Origin of the sequence: Pseudomonas sp. Root562 (assembly GCF_001427125.1) — a bacterium.
GTDB lineage: Bacteria > Pseudomonadota > Gammaproteobacteria > Pseudomonadales > Pseudomonadaceae > Aquipseudomonas.
The window spans coordinates 308591-326759 of record NZ_LMGK01000022.1 but is presented as its reverse complement, the minus strand read 5'-3'; the positions used below and the strand labels follow the sequence as shown (position 1 = coordinate 326759).

12 protein-coding genes are annotated in these 18169 nt (G+C 60.1%); 8 read left to right on the top strand and 4 right to left on the bottom strand.

Annotated elements, in window-relative coordinates:
- Positions 1-60: 60 nt before the first annotated feature.
- The gene (locus tag ASD60_RS19125; protein WP_056855500.1) at positions 61-486 is read right to left on the bottom strand and encodes a YciI family protein; all 426 of its coding nucleotides are present in this window, start codon (positions 484-486) and stop codon (positions 61-63) included.
- 359 nt (positions 487-845) lie between these two features.
- Here ASD60_RS19125 and tpx point away from each other — a divergent pair, with 359 nt between their 5' ends.
- The 7 genes from tpx to ASD60_RS19090 all read left to right on the top strand — a co-directional run bounded on the left by tpx (position 846) and on the right by ASD60_RS19090 (position 13937).
- Positions 846-1346: a thiol peroxidase gene (gene tpx, locus ASD60_RS19120; protein ID WP_056855499.1), complete on the top strand. Its 501-nt coding sequence runs from the start codon at positions 846-848 to the stop codon at positions 1344-1346.
- Positions 1347-1718: 372 nt separating this feature from the next.
- Complete coding sequence (locus ASD60_RS19115; protein WP_056855498.1) at positions 1719-3035, top strand: MdtA/MuxA family multidrug efflux RND transporter periplasmic adaptor subunit; 1317 nt, start codon at positions 1719-1721, stop codon at positions 3033-3035.
- The gene (locus tag ASD60_RS19110; RefSeq protein WP_056855497.1) at positions 3032-6136 is read left to right on the top strand and encodes an MdtB/MuxB family multidrug efflux RND transporter permease subunit; all 3105 of its coding nucleotides are present in this window, start codon (positions 3032-3034) and stop codon (positions 6134-6136) included. Before ASD60_RS19115 ends, ASD60_RS19110 begins: the two co-directional genes overlap by 4 nt.
- Positions 6133-9240: an efflux RND transporter permease subunit gene (locus tag ASD60_RS19105; RefSeq protein ID WP_056855496.1), complete on the top strand. Its 3108-nt coding sequence runs from the start codon at positions 6133-6135 to the stop codon at positions 9238-9240. Before ASD60_RS19110 ends, ASD60_RS19105 begins: the two co-directional genes overlap by 4 nt.
- Positions 9237-10715, top strand: a complete 1479-nt coding sequence (locus ASD60_RS19100) for an efflux transporter outer membrane subunit (protein WP_056855495.1) — start codon at positions 9237-9239, stop codon at positions 10713-10715. The genes ASD60_RS19105 and ASD60_RS19100 overlap by 4 nt, the downstream gene beginning before the upstream one ends.
- Positions 10716-10916: 201 nt before the next feature.
- Positions 10917-12998, top strand: coding sequence for a putative bifunctional diguanylate cyclase/phosphodiesterase (locus ASD60_RS19095; RefSeq protein ID WP_056855494.1), 2082 nt, complete (start codon positions 10917-10919; stop codon positions 12996-12998).
- A gap of 192 nt (positions 12999-13190) precedes the next feature.
- Positions 13191-13937 carry an SDR family oxidoreductase gene (locus tag ASD60_RS19090; RefSeq protein WP_056855600.1) on the top strand — a complete coding sequence of 249 codons (747 nt, stop codon included), beginning with the start codon at positions 13191-13193 and terminating at the stop codon, positions 13935-13937.
- A 126-nt stretch (positions 13938-14063) separates the two neighbouring features.
- Here ASD60_RS19090 and mapR read toward each other — a convergent pair whose 3' ends face one another.
- The 3 genes from mapR to ASD60_RS19075 form a co-directional block, all read right to left on the bottom strand.
- The gene (mapR, locus tag ASD60_RS19085) at positions 14064-15473 is read right to left on the bottom strand and encodes a GntR family transcriptional regulator MpaR (RefSeq protein ID WP_056855493.1); all 1410 of its coding nucleotides are present in this window, start codon (positions 15471-15473) and stop codon (positions 14064-14066) included.
- A 143-nt stretch (positions 15474-15616) separates the two neighbouring features.
- On the bottom strand, positions 15617-17029 hold the full coding sequence (ccoG, locus tag ASD60_RS19080; protein ID WP_056855492.1) for a cytochrome c oxidase accessory protein CcoG: 1413 nt from the start codon (positions 17027-17029) through the stop codon (positions 15617-15619).
- A 194-nt stretch (positions 17030-17223) separates the two neighbouring features.
- A complete protein-coding gene (locus ASD60_RS19075) occupies positions 17224-17457 on the bottom strand; it encodes a DUF3203 family protein (protein WP_056855491.1) in 234 nt (77 codons plus the stop codon).
- A gap of 125 nt (positions 17458-17582) precedes the next feature.
- Between ASD60_RS19075 and ASD60_RS19070 the strand changes: the two genes are divergently transcribed.
- Positions 17583-18098, top strand: coding sequence for an MgtC/SapB family protein (locus ASD60_RS19070; RefSeq protein ID WP_056855490.1), 516 nt, complete (start codon positions 17583-17585; stop codon positions 18096-18098).
- Positions 18099-18169: the final 71 nt, after the last annotated feature.

Below are 18169 nucleotides of genomic sequence, written 5' to 3'. Positions count from 1 at the left end.
ATCACGTCCACTCGGGACGTGACCATGCCAGCGCATCAAGGCAACCCACTTGAAAATGGCTCAGGACTGCTTGCCCTTGCCAAACGCCCGCTCTTCCTGCTCCCGCAATTCCGGCGTCAGCTCTGCACCGAAATCCTCCATTTCAAATACCTGGCGAATCTCGATTTCCGATTCGGTGCCGGGCATTGGGTTGGGGCAGCGCTTGACCCATTCGACTGCCTCTTCTTTTGATTTCACCTGCCATAGCCAGAAACCGGCGATCAGTTCCTTGGTTTCGGCAAAGGGGCCGTCGATGACCGTGCGTTTATCACCCGCGAAGCGCACGCGGGCGCCTTTGCTGCTCGGATGCAGGCCTTCGCCAGCGAGGAGGATTCCGGCCTTGGCCAGTTCTTCGTTGTAATTGCCCATGGCGGTCAGCAGTTCGGTGCTGGGCATGATGCCGGCTTCGGAATCCTGGCTGGCCTTGATGATGATCATGAAGCGCATGGTGGTTTCTCCGCATGATTTGAACGATTCGCTAATGGTCGAATGGTGAGGACGCAAATCGACAGCGCGTCCAAAAAAACTGAAAGAACCTTAGGCGCGGCATTGCGATGCGTAGCGATTATTTATGTAACACCGCGATTCTCTGTGGGAGCTGGCTTGCCAGCGATAGCAATCGGCCGGTCACAGCGTTGTTGAATGTACGGCCGTCATCGCGGGCAAGCCCGGCTCCCACAGGGTTTGGTGGTGACTGGCAAAGCAATACCTCACGATTTGTATCCGGGGTAGGTCACCGGGCCATTTCGTGGTTAACTTCGACCTCTTCAAAATTCTCTACCACAACGTTCAGAAGGACTCCGTTCATGGCTCAAGTCACTCTTAAAGGCAACCCCGTTCAAGTCAACGGCCAACTGCCTCAAGCCGGTTCCAAGGCGCCAGCCTTTTCTCTGGTTGCCGGCAATCTGTCCGACGTCACCCTGAAAGACTTTGCCGGCAAGCGCAAAGTGCTGAACATCTTCCCAAGCGTCGACACCCCGACCTGCGCCACATCTGTGCGCAAGTTCAACGCCCAGGCCAACGATGTCGCCAACACCGTGGTGTTGTGCATCTCCGCCGACCTGCCATTCGCCCAGGCGCGTTTCTGCGGTGCCGAAGGCCTGGAAAACGTCCAGAACCTGTCGACCCTGCGCGGTGCCGAGTTCATCGAAAACTACGGCGTGGCCATCGCTGACGGCCCACTGAAAGGCCTGACCGCTCGTGCCGTGGTGGTTCTGGACGAGAATGACAACGTGCTGCACAGCGAACTGGTCAAGGAAATCGCTGAAGAGCCGAACTACGAAGCAGCGCTCGCTGCCCTGAAATAAGCTTACCTTTACAAAGTTTAATGCCTCCTAATCTCCACAATGCTGTTCAGTTAAGAGATAGAGCGAGTAATCAGTAACCTGTGGAGGGGGAGCTTGCCGGAGCGCCGCACCGTCCCGCTGGACTGCGTAGCAGTCCCATTTTTTGGGGCCGCTTCGCGCCCCAGCGGGAGCAAGCTCCCTCGCCACAGGTGCAGTGTTCGTCCATAACTGAATAGCATTACCCCTCTGTCCAGGCCGTTTTCATTTGTGTTTCAGTGTCTTGGATACATTTCCTGTTACGTAAGCCGAAGGTAAATTGCCGGTAAAGGCGCTTTGCTTAAGACCCGCCAGTGCTTATCGTTCAGCCTCATGTAAAACAAGCCCACGCGCCCAATGGTTGATCATTCAATGCAATCCTCTGCTTCCCGTAGTCCTCGTCGCTGGCTGTTCGGCCTGCTTGTCCTGCTGGTCATCGCTGGCCTGTGCTGGAAATTCTGGCCCGGCAGTACTGCGCCCAAAGAGGGGGCGGGGCAGAAAGCCGTGGCCGGACACACAGGCCGTTCGGGCGGTATGCGTCCGGGGTTCGGCGGGGCGTCCGGGCCCGTTCCGGTGCGTGTGGCGCCGGCGGTCACCGGTGACTTCCCGCTGTATTACAAGGCGCTGGGCACGGTCACCGCGCTGAACACGATCAATGTGCGCAGCCGCGTGGGCGGTGAGCTGGTCAAGATCCATTTCGAGGAAGGGCAGATGGTCAAGGCCGGCGATCTGCTGGCCGAGATTGATCCGCGTCCTTACCAGAACGCGCTGCTCCAGGCCGAAGGCACCTTGCTGCAGAATCAGGCGCAACTGAAGAACGCCCAGGTCGACGTCGAGCGCTATCGCGGCCTTTATCGCGAAGACAGCATCGCCAAGCAGACCCTGGACACCGCCGAAGCACTGGTCGGCCAGTACCAGGGCACGGTCAAGACCAATCAGGCGGCAGTCAACGACGCCAAGCTCAATCTCGAATTCACCCGGATCCGGGCGCCAATCGCCGGGCGCGTCGGTTTGCGTCAGCTCGATGTCGGTAACCTGGTAGCGGCCAATGACACCACGGCGCTGGCGATCATCACCCAGACGCAACCGATCAGCGTGGCCTTCACCTTGCCGGAAAACAGCCTCGAGACCGTACTGGCCCGTTATCGCAGCGGTGCAAAACTGCCCGCCGAAGCCTGGGATCGCGGCGACACCAAATTGCAGGCCACCGGCGTGTTGCAGAGCCTGGACAACCAGATCGATGTCACCACCGGCACCCTGAAATTCAAGGCGCGTTACGACAACCGTGACCAGGCGCTGTTTCCCAACCAGTTCGTCAATGTGCGCCTGCTGGCCGACACCCTCAAAGGCGTGGTGCTCGCACCTTCGGCGGCGATTCAGTTCGGCACCAACGGCACGTTCGTCTATGCCCTGGACGGCGACAAGAAGGTCAAGATTCGTCAACTGAAGATCGGTGCCAGCGACGGTGAGAACACCGTGGTCACCGAAGGCCTGGCCGCCGGTGATCGTGTGGTGCTGGAAGGCACTGATCGCTTGAAGGACGGCAGCGATGTGGAAGTGGTCAACGATCCGCAGCAAGTGCCGACCAGCCCAGCCGGCCATCTACAGGGCAAATCCGCGGCTACCACGACTGAACCGGCACCTGCCGACAAGGCGAAAAAGGGCGGCGCATGAATCTCTCGCGGCTGTTCATCCTTCGTCCGGTAGCGACGACCCTGAGCATGCTGGCCATTATTCTGGCCGGTGTGATCGCCTATCGGTTGCTGCCCGTGTCGGCCTTGCCCCAGGTCGACTACCCGACCATTCGGGTCATGACGCTCTATCCCGGCGCCAGCCCGGATGTCATGACCAGCGCCGTGACTGCGCCCCTTGAACGCCAGTTCGGGCAAATGCCCGGTCTGACGCAAATGGCCTCCACCAGTTCTGGTGGTGCGTCGGTCCTGACCTTGCGGTTCAGCCTCGACATCAACATGGACGTGGCCGAGCAGCAGGTGCAAGCGGCCATCAACGCCGCCACCAATCTGCTGCCCTCGGACCTGCCGGCGCCGCCGGTGTACAACAAGGTCAACCCGGCCGATACGCCGGTGCTGACCCTGGCCATCACGTCCAAGACCATGCTGTTGCCAAAGCTCAATGACCTGGTCGACACCCGCATGGCGCAAAAGATTGCCCAGATCAGTGGCGTCGGCATGGTCAGCATTGCCGGTGGCCAGCGTCAGGCCGTGCGAATCAAGGTCAACCCCGAGGCGCTCGCCGCCAACGGCCTGAACCTGTCCGACGTGCGCACGTTGATCGGTGCCTCCAACGTCAACCAGCCCAAGGGCAACTTCGACGGCCCGACCCGGGTGTCGATGCTTGATGCAAACGATCAACTGACCTCGCCCAAGGACTACGCCAACCTGATCCTCGCTTACGCCAACGGTGCGCCCCTGCGCCTCAAGGACGTGGCGGAAATCGTCGACGGTGCCGAAAACGAGCGTCTGGCCGCGTGGGCCAACGAAAACCAGGCGGTGTTGTTGAACATCCAGCGCCAGCCCGGAGCCAATGTCATCGAAGTGGTCGACCGGATCAAGGCCTTGCTGCCGAGCATCACCGACAACCTGCCGGCTGGTCTCGATGTGGTGGTGCTCACCGACCGCACCCAGACCATCCGTGCCTCGGTCAAGGACGTGCAACACGAACTGCTGATCGCCATTGCGTTGGTGGTCATGGTCACGTTCCTGTTCCTGCGCCGGGCCAGTGCGACGATCATTCCGTCGGTGGCCGTACCGCTGTCGCTGATCGGCACCTTCGGCGTGATGTACCTGGCGGGGTTCTCGGTCAATAACCTGACCCTGATGGCCCTGACCATCGCCACCGGTTTTGTGGTGGACGATGCGATCGTCATGCTGGAGAACATTTCCCGGTTTATCGAAGAAGGCGACAGCCCGCTGAACGCCGCGCTCAAGGGCGCCAAACAGATCGGCTTCACCCTGATTTCCCTGACCCTGTCGCTGATCGCCGTACTGATTCCGCTGCTGTTCATGGCCGATGTGGTAGGGCGCCTGTTCCGCGAATTCGCCATTACCCTGGCGGTCGCCATCCTGATTTCGCTTGTGGTGTCCCTGACCCTGACGCCGATGATGTGCGCGCGCCTGCTCAAGCGCGAGCCCAAGGAACAGGAACAGGGTCGTTTCTACCGGACCAGCGGCGCGTTCATCGACTGGATGATCGCGGCGTACGGGCGCAAGTTGCAGTGGGTGCTCAAGCACCAACCGCTGACGCTGATGGTGGCCATCGGTACCTTGGCGCTGACTGTGTTTCTGTACATGGTGGTGCCCAAGGGCTTTTTCCCGGTGCAGGACACCGGAGTGATCCAGGGCATTTCCGAGGCGCCGCAGTCGATTTCCTTCGCGGCGATGAGTGAGCGTCAGCAAGCGCTGGCCAAGGTCATCCTCGCGGATCCGGCGGTCGAGAGCCTGTCGTCCTACATCGGGGTGGATGGCGACAACTCGACACTCAACAGTGGCCGCTTGCTGATCAACCTCAAATCCCACAGTGACCGCGACCTGAGCGCCACTGAAGTGATTGCGCGCCTGCAACCGGAACTGGACAAACTGGTGGGCATCCGCCTGTTCATGCAGCCGGTACAGGACCTGACCATCGAGGACCGGGTCAGCCGCACGCAGTACCAGTTCAGCATGTCCTCGCCGGACTCCGAACTGCTCAGTCTGTGGAGTGGGCGTCTGGTGGAGGCGTTGGCACAACAGCCTGAACTGACTGATGTCGCCAGCGATTTGCAGGACAAGGGCTTGCAGGTCTATCTGGTGATCGACCGTGATGCGGCGTCGCGGCTCGGCGTGTCGGTGTCGAACATCACCGATGCGCTGTATGACGCCTTCGGTCAGCGGCAGATTTCCACGATCTACACCCAGGCCAGCCAGTATCGGGTGGTGCTGCAATCGCAATCCGGCGAGAAAATCGGCCCGCAGGCGCTGGACCAGATCCACGTCAAGACCACCGATGGCGGGCAGGTGCGCTTGTCCAGTCTGGCGCGCATCGAAGAGCGTCAGGCGCAACTGGCGATTACCCACATTGGTCAGTTCCCGGCGGTGATGATGTCGTTCAACCTCGCGCCCGGCGTGGCGTTGGGGCATGCGGTGGAGATCATCGAGCAGGTGCAAAAGGACATCGGCATGCCGATCGGTGTGCAGACCCAGTTCCAGGGCGCTGCCGAGGCGTTCCAGGCTTCGCTGTCGAGTACTTTGCTGCTGATCCTGGCGGCGGTGGTGACCATGTACATCGTGCTGGGCGTACTCTACGAGAGCTACATCCACCCGATCACCATTCTCTCGACCTTGCCCTCGGCGGCGGTCGGCGCCCTGCTGGCGTTGATCCTGAGCGGCAATGACCTGGGGATGATCGCGATCATTGGCATCATTTTGCTGATCGGTATCGTCAAGAAGAACGCGATCATGATGATCGACTTCGCCCTCGACGCCGAACGCAATCAGGGCATGGACCCGCAGACTGCAATTTATCAAGCGGCGCTGCTGCGATTCCGGCCGATCCTGATGACCACACTGGCGGCGTTATTCGGTGCAGTGCCGTTGATGCTGGCCACCGGTTCCGGCGCGGAATTGCGCCAGCCGTTGGGTCTGGTGATGGTGGGTGGTTTGTTGCTGAGCCAGGTTCTGACGCTGTTCACCACGCCGGTGATCTACCTGTATTTCGACCGTCTTGGCCGGCGCTGGGGGCGCAAGCCTGAGCCTGTGGACGCGGTAGAGCAGCCATGAACCTCTCCGGTCCTTTCATCAAGCGCCCGGTGGCGACCATGTTGTTGAGCCTGGCGATCATGCTGCTGGGCGGTGTGAGTTTCGGCCTTCTGCCAGTGTCGCCGTTGCCACAAATGGACTTTCCGGTGATCGTGGTTCAGGCCAGTTTGCCTGGCGCGAGCCCGGAGGTCATGGCGTCGACCGTGGCCACGCCGCTGGAACGTTCCTTCGGCGCCATCGCCGGGGTCAACACCATGAGCAGTCGCTCCAGTCAGGGCTCGACCCGGGTGATCCTGCAATTCGATCTCGATCGCGACATCAATGGCGCGGCGCGGGAAGTGCAAGCGGCGATCAATGCTTCGCGCAATCTGTTGCCCAGCGGCATGCGCAGTATGCCGACGTACAAGAAGGTCAACCCGTCCCAGGCGCCGATCATGGTGCTGTCGCTGACCTCTGATGTACTGGAAAAGGGCCAGTTGTACGACCTGGCTTCCACCATCCTGTCCCAGAGCCTGTCCCAGGTACAGGGCGTGGGTGAAGTGCAGATCGGCGGCAGTTCCCTGCCGGCCGTGCGTATCGAACTCGAACCCCAGGCGCTCAACCAGTACGGCGTCGCGCTGGACGATGTACGTAAAACCATCGCCGATGCCAACGTACGCCGGCCCAAGGGCTCGGTGGAAGATGCCCAGCGCCTCTGGCAGGTGCAGGCCAACGACCAATTGGAGAAGGCCAAGGATTACGAATCGCTGATCATCCACTACGCGGACGGTGCAGCCTTGCGCCTGAAGGATGTGGCCAAGGTCAGCGACGGCGTCGAGGACCGCTACAACAGCGGTTTCTTCAACAATGACGCGGCGGTGCTGCTGGTGATCAACCGCCAGGCTGGCGCCAACATCATCGAGACGGTCAACGAGATCAAGGCCCAGTTGCCGGCGTTGCAGGCGGTGCTGCCGGCCAGTGTCAAACTGAACCTGGCCATGGACCGTTCACCGGTGATCAAGGCCACCCTGCACGAAGCGGAAATGACCCTGCTGATCGCCGTGGCTCTGGTGATTCTGGTGGTGTTCCTGTTTCTCGGCAATTTCCGCGCTTCGCTGATTCCGACGCTAGCGGTGCCGGTGTCGCTGGTCGGTACGTTTGCCGTGATGTACCTGTACGGGTTTTCCCTGAACAACCTGTCGTTGATGGCACTGATTCTGGCCACCGGCCTGGTGGTTGACGATGCCATCGTAGTGCTGGAGAACATTTCCCGGCACATCGACGCTGGCATTCGCCCCATGAAAGCGGCGTACCTGGGCGCGCAGGAAGTCGGCTTCACCTTGCTGTCGATGAACGTATCGCTGGTGGCGGTGTTCCTGTCGATCCTGTTCATGGGCGGGATTGTCGAAAGCCTGTTCCGCGAGTTTTCCATTACGCTGGCGGCGTCCATCGTGGTGTCGCTGATCGTTTCCCTGACCTTGACGCCCATGCTCTGCGCGCGTTGGTTGAAGCCGCACACGCAGGGCCAGGAAAACCGTCTGCAACGCTGGAGCCAGCGGGCGAACGAGTGGATGGTCGGCAAATACGCGACCAGCCTGGACTGGGTGCTGCGTCATCGGCGCCTGACGTTGCTTAGCCTGTTTGTGACAATTGGCGTGAACATAGCGTTGTATGTGGTTGTTCCAAAAACATTTATGCCGCAGCAGGATACCGGCCAGCTGATCGGTTTCGTGCGCGGCGACGATGGCCTTTCGTTCTCGGTGATGCAGCCGAAAATGGAAACTTTCCGCCGCGAGGTGTTGAAGGACGAGGCGGTCGAAAGCGTGGCGGGCTTCATCGGGGGCTCGAACGGCACCAATAACGCCTTCATGCTGGTGCGCCTCAAGCCCATCAAGGAACGCGGGATTTCCGCACAAAAGGTCATCGAACGCCTGCGCAAGGAAATGCCCAAGGTGCCCGGCGCACAACTGATGCTGATGGCCGACCAGGACCTGCAATTCGGTGGTGGCCGCGAGCAATCCTCGTCGCAGTATTCCTACATCCTGCAAAGTGGCGATCTGGGCTCGCTGCGCGAGTGGTATCCGAAAGTCGTCACCGCGCTTAAAGCGCTGCCGCAGCTGACCGCGATTGACGCCCGCGAAGGCCGGGGTGCGCAGCAAGTGACGTTGATTGTCGATCGTGACCAGGCCAAGCGCCTGGGTGTGGACATGGACATGGTCACGGCGGTGCTCAATAACGCCTACAGCCAGCGGCAGATTTCCACCATCTACGACAGCCTGAACCAATATCGGGTCGTGATGGAGGTCAACCCGAAATACGCCCAGGATCCTATAACCCTCAATCAGGTGCAGGTGATTACCGCCGATGGCGCACGGATCCCGCTGTCGACCATCGCTCGCTATGAAAACAGCCTGGAAGACGATCGGGTCAGCCATGAAGGCCAGTTCGCCTCGGAAAGCATCGCCTTCGACATGGCCGAAGGCGTAACCGTGGAGCAGGGCAGCGCCGCCATCGAGCGGGCGATTGCCTCGGTGGGTTTGCCTGAAGATGTGATCGCGAAAATGGCCGGTACCGCCGATGCCTTTGCCGCCACCCAGAAAAGCCAACCGTGGATGATCCTCGGCGCGCTGGTGGCGGTGTATCTGGTCCTTGGCGTGCTGTATGAAAGCTATATCCACCCGTTGACGATTCTCTCCACGTTGCCGTCGGCGGGTGTCGGCGCATTGCTGTCGATCTACGCGCTGGGTGGCGAGTTCAGCCTGATTTCCTTGCTGGGCCTGTTCCTGCTGATCGGCGTGGTGAAAAAGAACGCGATTCTGATGATCGATCTGGCGCTGCAACTGGAACGGCATCAGGGCATGGCGCCGCTGGAGTCGATTCGCAACGCCTGCCTGCAACGTTTGCGGCCGATTCTGATGACGACGCTGGCCGCGATCCTCGGTGCATTGCCGTTGCTGCTGGGGCGTGCCGAAGGCGCGGAAATGCGTCAGCCGCTGGGCCTGACCATTATCGGCGGGCTGATCTTTAGCCAGGTGCTGACCCTTTACACCACCCCGGTGGTTTACCTCTATCTCGACAAACTGCGCCATCGCTTCAACCACTGGCGTGGGGTGCGTACCGATGCTGCTCTGGAAACTCCGCTATGACTGACCGTTCGCTGTTCAACCTGGCTACACCGCTGATCACCGCCCGAGGCTCGAGATTGTTGAGCCTGTCGCTGTGCGCGGCCCTGCTCAGCGCCTGCGCTATCGGCCCAGATTACCAGCGCCCGCAAACCGCCGAACCTGCGCAGTACAAGGAAGCGGCAGGCTGGCGTCAGGCCAGTCCGAGCGATTCCCTGGCTCGCGGTGCGTGGTGGGAGTTGTATGGCGATCAGCAGCTCAATGGCCTGATCGAGAAACTCAACAGCTCCAACCAGACTGTCGCGCAATCCGAAGCCCAGTATCGCCAGGCCCAGGCATTGGTGCGCAGCGCCCGGGGCGCGTTTTTTCCAACGGTTGACCTGACCCTTGGCAAAAACCGCTCCAGCCAGGGCACCGGCAGCAGCAGTTCCAGCCTGACCAGTTCTTCCAGCGGTATTCGCGACACCTACACCGCTCAGGCCGGGGTGAGCTGGGAAGCGGATGTCTGGGGCAAACTGCGCCGTGGTCTCGAAGCCGACACAGCCAATGCCCAGGCGAGTTTTGCCGACCTGGCGGCAATGCGCTTGAGCCAGCAATCGGAGCTGGTGCAGAACTATTTGCAATTGCGGGTGATCGACGAGCAAAAGCGTCTGCTGGAAGCCACGGTCGAGGCTTATCAACGTTCTCTTAAAATGACCGAAAACCAGTACCGTGCCGGTGTTTCCGGCAAGGATGCGGTGGCGCAGGCGCAGACCCAGCTCAAGGGCACCGAAGCGGACATGGTCGATCTGATCTGGCAGCGTGCCCAGTTCGAAAATGCCATTGCTGTGCTGGTCGGCTTGCCGCCAGCAGAGTTCAGCCTGGCAGAAACCCCCAACATCCCGGCGCTGCCTGAGGTACCCCTGAGCCTGCCTTCGCAACTGCTGGAACGGCGCCCCGACATTGCTTCGGCCGAGCGCTCGGTGATCGCCGCCAATGCCAACATCGGCGTGGCGAAGGCGGCGTACTACCCGGACCTGACCCTGAGTCTGAACGGCGGCTACAGCAGTAGCACCTCCAAAGACCTGTTCAGCGTACCGAACCGCTTCTGGTCGGTGGGGCCGCAACTGGCCATGACGTTGTTCGATGGCGGGCAACGCTCTGCTGAAGTGGACCGCAGTGAAGCCGCCTACGACGAAACCGTGGCCAAGTACCGACAGACCGTGCTCGATGGCTTTCGTGAAGTGGAAAACTATCTGGTCCAGCTCAAGGTATTGCAGGATGAGGCCGTCGTGCGGCAACAGGCGCTGGATGCCGCGCGCGAGTCGTTGCGCTTGACCCAGAATCAGTACAAGGCCGGTGTGATCGCTTATCTCGATGTGGTCGTGGTGCAAGCGGCGGCGTTGAATAATGAGCGCAGTAACCTGGATTTGTTGCAGAGCCGCTTGATCGCCAGCGTGCAGTTGATTGCTGCACTGGGCGGCGGCTGGGACGGGCAGGTGTCACCGCAGAATCTGTAGGAATAGCAGGGGGGGGGCGGGGGCGAATCCAGCGTTCGAATCCACCGATTCAGAGCGCTGACTTCGGATCAAACAAGCGTTTCATCGCCTTGATGGCCTTTTGCTAATTTTGTGAGTGCGTTCTCATTTGGAATCAGTACAATCGCCCTTTTTGCGCCCCCGAGAATGGAAGCGATACGGCGGTGATTTCGAGAACTTTCCATGCTCATCGGTAGCTACTCCCCCACACTGGTCATCATTTCGCTTTGCGTGGCCATTCTTGCCTCGTACACCGCCCTCGACCTGACCGGCCGTATCGCCACGGCCAAGGGCCGGGCCGTGCACCTGTGGACGGCGGGGGGCGCGTTTGCCATGGGCGTGGGGATCTGGTCGATGCACTTCATCGGCATGCTGGCCTTCAATTTACCCATCGATCTGGGCTACGACATCGCCATAACGTTGCTCTCGCTGCTGATCGGCATTCTCTCCAGCGGCTTCGCCCTGTGGCTGGTCAGTCAGCCGCAATTGCCGCTGTGGCAATTGGGGTTCGGTGCGCTGGTGATGGGGGCGGGAATCAGTGCGATGCACTACACCGGCATGGCCGCCATGCGCATGCAGCCGGGAATCGACTACGACCCGACGCTGTTCAGTACGTCGTTGTTCATAGCGGTCGCCGCGTCCGGTGCGGCGTTGTGGATTGCCTTCCACTTGCGTCGGAACACCCCTCACGTGCGGCTGATTCGTGGCGGGGCGGCGGTGATCATGGGGATTGCCATTGTCGGCATGCATTACACCGGTATGGCGGCTGCACAGTTTGCCGATGGCAGCTTCTGTGGCGCGGCCACCGATGGCCTTAACGGCGAGGGCCTGGATAATCTCGTACTGATCACTACTCTGGCGGTGCTGAGCATTGCCTTGCTGACTTCGATTCTCGATGCCCGCCTGGAAGCCCGCACCGCAAGCCTGGCCCAATCCCTGACCGAGGCCAATCGTGAACTCACACAATTGGCTTTGCATGACACTCTGACCGGTCTGCCGAACCGGGTCTTGCTGGCCGACCGTATCGATCAGGCGATGTCGCGGGTCAACGGCGAGGGCGGTTGCTTTGCCCTGATGTTCATCGATCTGGACGGCTTCAAACCGGTCAACGATGCGTTCGGTCATCACATGGGCGACCAGCTGTTGCGTGAAGTCAGCCTGCGCCTGCGCGAAGACCTGCGCAGCCAGGACACGCTGGCGCGAATCGGTGGCGATGAGTTCGTGTTGCTGGTGCAGTTGACCGAGCCGAACGACGCGGTGGGGCTGGCGGCACGTCAGGTCAGCTTGATTTCCCGGGCTTTTCGCGTCGCTGAACATGATTTGCAGATCTCCGCCAGCGTGGGCATCGCCTTGTATCCGGGTAATGGCCAGAGTGCCCATGAATTGCTGATGAACGCCGACGCGGCGATGTATCACGCCAAAGGCGCGGGTAAAAACGGTTACAGCTTCTTTGACGCTTCGATGAACAGCAACGCGCGCAAGCAACTGCAATTGTTGCAAGACCTGCGCAATGCCGTGGAGCATCAACAATTCTGCTTGCATTACCAACCCAAGTTCGACGCCAGCAACGGCCGGCCGGTCGGTGCCGAAGCGTTGTTGCGTTGGGAGCATCCGACCCAGGGCATGTTGCTGCCGGACAAGTTCATCGAACTCGCGGAAAAGACCGGCCTGATCATTCCCATTGGCGAATGGGTACTCAACGAAGCCTGCCGTCAGATGCGTGAGTGGTATGTGCTGGGCTACACCGATTGGCGTATCGCGGTAAACCTTTCCGCGTTGCAGTTCTGCCATGCCGGACTGGTGCAAAGTGTCGCCAAGGCGCTGGCCACGCACCATTTGCCAGCCAACAGCCTGACCCTGGAAATCACCGAAACCACGGCCATGAGCGATGCCGACGCGAGCATGACGGTGTTGCAGGAACTGTCGGACATGGGTGTCGACCTGTCCATCGATGACTTTGGTACCGGTTACTCGAGCTTGATGTACCTCAAGCGCCTGCCGGCCAATGAATTGAAAATCGACCGGGGATTCGTGCGTGATCTCGAGCGTGACAGTGACGATGCAGCGATCGTTTCCGCGATTGTCGCCCTCGGTCAGGCGCTGGGTTTGCGCATCGTCGCCGAAGGCGTGGAGACGGGGGTACAGCAGGACTTCCTGACCCAGCTCGGCTGTGATTCGCTGCAAGGCTATCTGCTCGGTCATCCGTTGCCGGCGCAACGTTTCATGGTTGAAATCCATCGTGCGGAGCAATTGGAACTCGCCTGACCTGTGGCGAGGGAGCTTGCTCCCGCTGGGTCGCGAAGCGGCCCTCGGTAACGCTCAGTTCAGCGAATACTGCGCAGTAGAGCGGGCGCTAGCTGCGCTCGGCACATCGGTTGGCAGCAGGTTCATGCAAAAACCGCGAAGGACAGTTATTCTTCCCCTCGACCGCTTACGCTTGAAATGGGGAAAGCCTGCATGGTTAAAGTCATCGTCATCACTGGTGGCAGTCGTGGCATCGGTGCCGCCACCGCCCTGTTGGCCGCCGAACAAGGCTATCGGATCTGCATCAACTATCAGTCCGATGAACAAGCTGCGCAGAGCGTGCTGGAGCAGGTTCGTGCCCTCGGTGCCCAAGCCATTGCGGTTCGCGCAGACGTCAGCATCGAAGACGAAGTCATCGCCTTGTTCAATCGAGTGGACACCGAACTGGGCCGGGTTACGGCGCTGGTGAACAACGCTGGCACCGTCGGGCAAAAGTCCCGGGTCGACGAAATGTCCGAATTCCGCATCCTGAAAATCCTCAAGACCAACGTTCTGGCCCCTATGCTGTGCGCCAAGCACGCCATCCTGCGCATGTCGCCCAAACACGGCGGGCAAGGCGGCAGCATCGTCAATGTGTCCTCGGTCGCCGCCCGTCTGGGCGCACCTAATGAATACGTCGACTACGCGGCATCCAAGGGCGCACTCGACACCTTCACCATCGGCCTGTCCAAGGAAGTCGCAGGCGAGGGGATTCGCGTCAACGCGGTTCGGCCCGGATACATCTACACCGATTTTCACGCCTTGAGCGGCGATCCGGACCGGGTCAGCAAACTTGAGTCGGCGATCCCGATGGCACGGGGCGGACGACCGGACGAAGTGGCCGAGGCGATTGTCTGGTTGCTGTCGGACAAGGCATCGTATGCGACGGGGACGTTCGTCGATCTGGGCGGTGGCCGTTAAGCGTAGAGTTGAGTTGATTGCACTGGCCTCATCGCCAGCAGGCTGGCTCCCACAGGGTTGAGTGTTGCACCCTATTGTGGGCGCCAGCCTGCTGGCGATGGCGTCAGTCGAGACACCATCAACCCATCAGAACGACCGCACAATCCGCCCCAACGTCTCCATCGCCTTTTCCGATTCCTCGGTCCACGGGCTCCCATAATTCAATCGAATACAGTTCCTGAACCGCTGCGCCGGCGAAAAGATCGGCCCCGGCGCAATGCTGATGCCTTGCGCCAACGCCATCTGGAACAACTTCAACGAATCCATCTGCGCCGGCAGTTCCAGCCATAGAAAATACCCGCCAGCTGGCTGGCTGACACGAGTCTGTGCGGGAAAATAGCGTGTAATGGCCGCCAGCATGGCGCTTTGTTGATCTTCCAGCGCATGGCGCAATTTACGCAGATGCCGGTCGTAGCCGCCGTGTTGCAGGTAATCGGCAATGGCGGCCTGGGCTGGCATTGATGCACACAGCGAGGTCATCAGTTTCAGCCGTTCGATTTTTTGCGCATAGCGGCCGGCAGCGACCCAGCCGATGCGGTAGCCGGGGGCAAGGCTTTTGGCGAACGAACCGCAATGCATCACCAGGCCTTCGGTGTCGAACGCCTTGGCGGGTTTCGGTGCCTGCTGACCGTAATACAGCTCGGCATAGACATCGTCTTCTATCAGTGGCACCTGATGACCGCGCAGCAATTGCACCAGTTGTTGTTTCTTGGCCTCAGGCATGGTCGCGCCCATGGGGTTCTGGAAACTGGTCATGCACCAGCAAGCCTTGATCGGGTAACGATCCAGGGTTTGCGCCAAAACCCCGAGATCGATGCCGTCACGCGGATGCACCGGGATTTCCACGGCTTTGAGTTTCAACCGTTCCAGTATTTGCAGGCAGGCGTAGAACGCCGGGGCTTCGATGGCCACGAGGTCGCCGGGCTGGGTCACCGCTTGCAGGCATAGGTTCAGCGCCTCGAGGGCACCGTTGGTGATCAGCAGTTCCTCCATGGGCAGCATCAGTCCGCCAACCATGTAGCGCAGGGCAATCTGCCGGCGTAGCTGCGGGTTACCCGGCGACATGTCGGTGACCACCATGCGCGGGTCCATCTCCCGCGTGGCGCTGGCCAGCGAGCGCGACAGGCGTTGCAGCGGAAACAGGGTCGGGCTGGGGAACGCCGAACCAAATGGCACGGTGTTCGGGTCTTTGATCGAATCAAGGACCGAGAACACCAGTTCGCTGACGTCGACCTCGGTGGATTCGTTGACCTGGCTGCTGATCACGGGCTCGGAAAACGGCCGCGGTGCGTGGGCATTGACGAAATAGCCGGAGCGCGGGCGGGCGCGAATCAAGCCACGGCGCTCAAGCAGGTAATAAGCCTGGAACACCGTGGACGGGCTGACCCCGTAGGTCTGGCTCGCATAGCGCACCGACGGCACGCGCTGGCCGGGACCCAGGACGCCGGTGCGGATCAGTTCAGCGATGTCATCGGCGAATTTTTCGTAGCGTTTCATCGGTATCCCGAGATCGAATCAATCAACTGTGGCGAGGGAGCATGCTCCCGCTCGGCTGCGCAGCAGTCGCCAGTTCTTTGGGGGGCGCTTCGCACCCCAGCGGGAGCAAGCTCCCTCGCCACAAAGGCCTGCATCTTAAAGGATCAACGGTTCATCGGCGCAACAAACCGGCTCTTCGCTACGCTGTAGATTCCCGGTTCATCACCGTCGACAATTTTGAAACTGATGCTCTGCGAACTGCTGGTCGGCCGCTCGGCAGTCATGGCCACCGAGACCGGCACGTCGACAATTTCACCGGGTGCCAGGCTCAAGTCGGTCGTGCCCTGCAACTGGAAGCCGTCAGCGTTGACGAGGGTCAATTGGTAATCCTGGTGCTGCTGGGTTTTGTTGATCACTTTCAGGCTGTAGATGTTTTCGATCTGCCCCTGACTGTTCTCGCGGAACAGGCCACGGTCCTTGCTGACATCCAGCGAGACCATAGGCCGCTCGATCAAGGCAAATACCAAGGTCGCGATCATGACCAACAGCACGGCGGTGTAGCCAATCAGCCGTGGCCGTAGCAAGTGGGTCTTGCCACCCTGCAACTGGCGTTGGGAGGTGTAGCTGATCAAGCCGCGCGCGTAGCCCATTTTGTCCATGATCGAATCACAGGCATCGATGCACGCCGCGCAACCGATGCACTCCATTTGCAAGCCGTCGCGGATATCGATGCCGGTGGGGCAGACCTGCACGCACAACTGGCAATCGATGCAATCGCCCAGGCCGACCTCGGCCGGTTTGACTTCACGCTTGCGCGGGCCACGATTTTCGCCCCGGGCGACGTCATAGGAAATGGTCAGGGTGTCCTTGTCGAACATCACGCTCTGGAACCGTGCATACGGGCACATGTGCATGCACACCGCTTCACGCAACCAACCGGCATTGATGTAGGTGGCGCCGGTGAAGAAGACGACCCAGAACAAACTGACACCGCTCATCTGCAGGGTCAGCAGTTCTTCGGCCAGCGGCCGGATCGGCGTGAAGTAGCCGACGAAGGTCAGGCCAGTCAGCAGGCTGATGGCCAGCCACAAGGTGTGCTTGGCTGAGCGACGCATGAGTTTGTTCAAGCCCCAGGGCGCGGCTTGCAGTTTGATGCGCTGATTGCGCTCGCCTTCGGTGATTTTTTCGCACCACATGAAGATCCACGTCCAGGAACTCTGTGGACAGGTGTAGCCGCACCAAACGCGGCCGGCGAATACGGTGATGGCGAACAGACCGAACGCAGCGATGATCAGCAGTGCCGACAGCAGAATGAAGTCCTGCGGCCAGAACGTGGCGCCGAAGATGTGGAATTTGCTTTCGCCAAGATCCCAGAGTACTGCCTGACGTCCACCCCAGTTCAGCCATACGGTACCGAAAAACAACAGGAACAGCAGTCCTGCACCGCTTATGCGCAAGTTGCGGAAAAGGCCGGTGAAGCTGCGGGTGTGAATCAGGTTGTCGCTGGATTTGACCTTCATCTTTGCACGTGAAGGTTCGAATGTTTCAACGGTTCGGACGGGGATTCTCTCGCTCATGGTCTTTCGCTCATCAGCCTCCATCAGGCAGGCGCACTATGAGCGTCGATCTGTTTGCATAACAGACTCAGGTATTGCAATAAAAAGCAGATCAGATGAAGGACGAGCAATGACCTGCGACAAGTTGAAGCACTCGTCCAGGCGCGGCGCAAACGCCCCTGTCATACGCCTGCGGCTGTGGTCGACAGGATCGGTCAGATCACCGAATCACTGTCCGTGGCTTTCAAGTGACGGCGACCATCGACAGCACCTGCTACGGTCAATGCATCAGCCTCGGCTTCAGTGATGTAAATGCGCTGACCGTCGATGTCCACCGCCGACATGGCTTTTTCGCCGTCCGTGACGATCGTCACATCGGGGCACAGGCGAATTTCCTCGCCGTTTTCAGTGGTAAAGAAGCAGGTTTCGTTTTCGATACGTACGGTCATGGCGATGTCCCTGTTTTTTTGCGAGTACTGAAACTTTAGGGCGTCTGCACTGGATATCGTTCTGTGCAACCGATTAATGGTCGCCATGGTCCATGCTCCATGGATCGTTCAAAAGGAAAAACAACATGAATGCCTGGTGGCATGAAGTCTGGGTGACCCTGCAGGCGGAGTTCGCCGACATTGGCGACGCGTCACAGCTGACACGCGTTACCGTGCGCCTGGTGACGGCGGCGGTGCTCGGCGGGATTCTCGGTTTTGAACGTGAGCACAAGGGCAAGGCAGCGGGCGTTCGTACCCACATGCTGGTGGCCATCGGTGCGGCGCTGTTTGTGCTGGTGCCGCAGATGTCCGGCTCGCAAGCCGATGCCATGAGCCGCGTCATGCAGGGTGTGATCGCCGGGATCGGCTTTCTCTGCGCCGGCACCATCCTGAAAAATGAGGAAGGTGATGAAGGTCACGTCAAAGGCCTGACCACCGCCGCCGGTTTGTGGATGACCGCTGCCATTGGGGTGTCGGCCGGGTTGGGGAGGGAAGCAACGGCGGTACTCAGCACTTTGCTGGCGTTGGGGATTCTGAGCGCGATGCCCCGAGTGGTGAAAATCTTCGAGAAGAACAACGACCACAATGATCAACAGAATTAACGGAAGGAGCGAGCCTGGTCGCGCTGGTCCTGAGTATTGCGCGGAGCATCAGGCTTCCCGCGTCATTGTTG